Annotated in this window: 4 protein-coding genes and 1 pseudogene; 2 read left to right on the forward strand and 3 right to left on the reverse strand. The window is 35.7% G+C overall.

The annotated features are described in order from the left end of the window. Nucleotides 1-91: 91 nt before the first annotated feature. The 3 genes and pseudogenes from F6K22_RS38845 to F6K22_RS38855 form a co-directional block, all read right to left on the reverse strand. On the reverse strand, nucleotides 92-286 hold the full coding sequence (locus tag F6K22_RS38845; protein ID WP_293110280.1) for a hypothetical protein: 195 nt from the start codon (nucleotides 284-286) through the stop codon (nucleotides 92-94). Nucleotides 287-345: 59 nt separating this feature from the next. Further along, nucleotides 346-642: pseudogene (locus tag F6K22_RS38850) on the reverse strand (helix-turn-helix domain-containing protein); the annotation flags it as partial. Nucleotides 643-847: 205 nt separating this feature from the next. After that, complete coding sequence (locus F6K22_RS38855) at nucleotides 848-1,006, reverse strand: hypothetical protein (protein WP_293110281.1); 159 nt, start codon at nucleotides 1,004-1,006, stop codon at nucleotides 848-850. Between the two features lie 205 nt (nucleotides 1,007-1,211). Between F6K22_RS38855 and F6K22_RS38860 the strand changes: the two genes are divergently transcribed. Continuing rightward, nucleotides 1,212-1,382, forward strand: coding sequence for a hypothetical protein (locus tag F6K22_RS38860; RefSeq protein ID WP_293110283.1), 171 nt, complete (start codon nucleotides 1,212-1,214; stop codon nucleotides 1,380-1,382). A gap of 469 nt (nucleotides 1,383-1,851) precedes the next feature. Continuing rightward, nucleotides 1,852-2,346 (forward strand): hypothetical protein, encoded by a 495-nt coding sequence (locus tag F6K22_RS38865; protein WP_293110285.1) that lies wholly within the window; start codon nucleotides 1,852-1,854, stop codon nucleotides 2,344-2,346. Nucleotides 2,347-2,400: the final 54 nt, after the last annotated feature.

Here is a 2,400-nt window from a genome sequence, read left to right on the forward strand (position 1 = left end):
TGGGACAACAGTTTTTTTAATTCAGATTCTGTTTCTAATATTTGAGTTTTCGTTCTCATCTAATAACTGCAATCACTTAATAATTTTGTACCTATTTTATTGTAACAATCTTTTGGGAAATTGGTATAAGATATTGATAATCTACTTTCTTGATATGGTTTGGCTTTGGGGGAATTGGGGGAAGATAATCCTCTAATAAACAAACTGGTCTTTCATCAAAACAGACTATTGCTTCATCAACTAAATTCTCTAATTTGTCGGCGTAAAGATACAGTAAATTTTCCATTCGATATACATATTCAGCATCTACCTTGGGAATACACCACTGCTGTGTTTGCCAAGGCTTTAGTTCATTTTTTTTAAGGTTTTACGAATAGTCTCATCCGAAATTTTTTCCACTAATTTTAGTTCTACTAAACTGTCTGCTAATAATTGCATTGTCCAACAATTACGACCTTCTGGTGGCTCACTACAAGCTGTTGCTATCAAAAATGTTTCGGCAACAGATGTTAATTTTTTCGGTTTTCCAGAACGGGGTTTTTCGGCGATCGCTAACTCAATTCCTTCTTCTACATATTTTTGACGAGTCCGATGAACTGTTGATTCTCCTACTTTTAAGATATCGGATATTTCAGCATCACGATATCCCTCGTCAGATCAAAGTAGAATTTGGGCCCTTTTAATTTGACGAGATGAATTTTTACCTTTTTTAGTTAAATCAAGTAATTGCCGTTGTTCTGGTTCTGTTAAATTGACACTGTATTTGAGTGGCATTGTTTCTATAAAGAAAATACTAGGTATTATGTTATTTTCTCAAAATTTATACAGCTTGTCAAAACTAAGTTTGTTATCTACTAGGAGCTGTTCCTACTAATACACAAGACTTTGAAGGATTTTCTCCAGAATTTAATTTAGATGGTGTTGATTTTATTCCTGGAATTTTTGTCACCTCAAACCTCCCCAGAGTAGAAGCATTCAAAGGTTCTGGAGATACAGAATTATTCATACTTGATAGACAGTCTGTAGAAGAAGATTCTTTCTACAAGATAAATTTCGAGCAACCTTACAATGCAGTTGGCTTTGATATTGATAGTTTCAATCCCAGCACACCAGGTCCAGCTATTCTTGAGATATTATTTGCTGATGGGGATAGTGAATCTATCGAAATCTTTCCTACTAATGCCACAGAATCAGACTCTATATTTTTTGGTGTGGTTGCCGATACAGAAATTGATAATATTATCTTGACAGAGGGGCCGGAAATTAATGGTATTGCTAATGAAGAGATAGCCCTGGATAATTTTATTGTTGCCAATATAGACAACCCCCAAATACAGTTACCAGATTTTCCCCCAATAGAGATAATAGATTTCCCCCAATAGGACTACCAGATCTAGAGGTTACTATTTCTATTCCAGATTCAACCACACCTGGTACTGAACTTTCACCCATTGAAGTTACAGTTAAAAATACTGGTGATGCAACTGCTTTTGGAACTGATAGTGCAGGGTCAGAGGGTGATTAACTGTTGAATGAAAATTGTATAAAGTAGTTGCTAGAAGTAGAAAAGTGTTGTAATATTAAACAGGTACAGGACTTAAGATGAATTTGATTCGGGTGAATGCGACTTGTTGACAGACATATTATTAACCGAACACATAACTTTTGGCGGGTGTGTGATGAGTTAGCCTTTAAATCAAAAAACTTGTACAACCTGGCTAACTATTATTGTCGTCAGCATTTCTTCAAGTGCTCAAAAAGTCTAGATTTAACCAAGCTATATCACGCCACCAAAAATAGCGATGCCGATTAGCATTACCAACTAAAGTATCAAAACAAATCATAAAATGCTTGGTTGCAACTTGGCGTGGCTATTTTCAAGCTATCAAAGAATGGTCAAAACATCCAAAAAAGTTTCACGCTCAACCCAAAATACCAAAGTATAAGGACAAAAGCAAAGGCCGAAATGTAGTTATATATTCAAAAGAATCAGTTTATAAAGCCCCTCTCAAAGACGGTATTTGTCACTTATCTATGAGTCAAATCAAAATACCAGTAGTGGTTGAGGAGGTAGTTGAAGTGCGAATAGTTCCTGCTACTGGCTGCTATGTAATTGAAGTTGTAGATGAAAAAACTTCTGTTCCACAGATACAGTCAGCATATGTAGCAGGAATAGATTTGGGAATTGACAGATTAGTAGCTCTATCTACAAATAAGCCTGGTGTCAAACCACTGCTGATTAATGGGAAGCCACTAAAAAGTGTCAATCAATTAGGGACCTCCAAAAAATCAAATGTACAATTGATAATGATAATTATTGTTGGTCAAAGGAAGGGGCAACTATGAGCTGCCCCTTCCCACTCCACTTTTTTTGTAGTAAATTTGAAACTGGGGCGTGAT

Origin of the sequence: Okeania sp. SIO2F4 (assembly GCF_010672385.1) — a bacterium.
Taxonomy (GTDB): Bacteria; Cyanobacteriota; Cyanobacteriia; order Cyanobacteriales; family Microcoleaceae; genus Trichodesmium.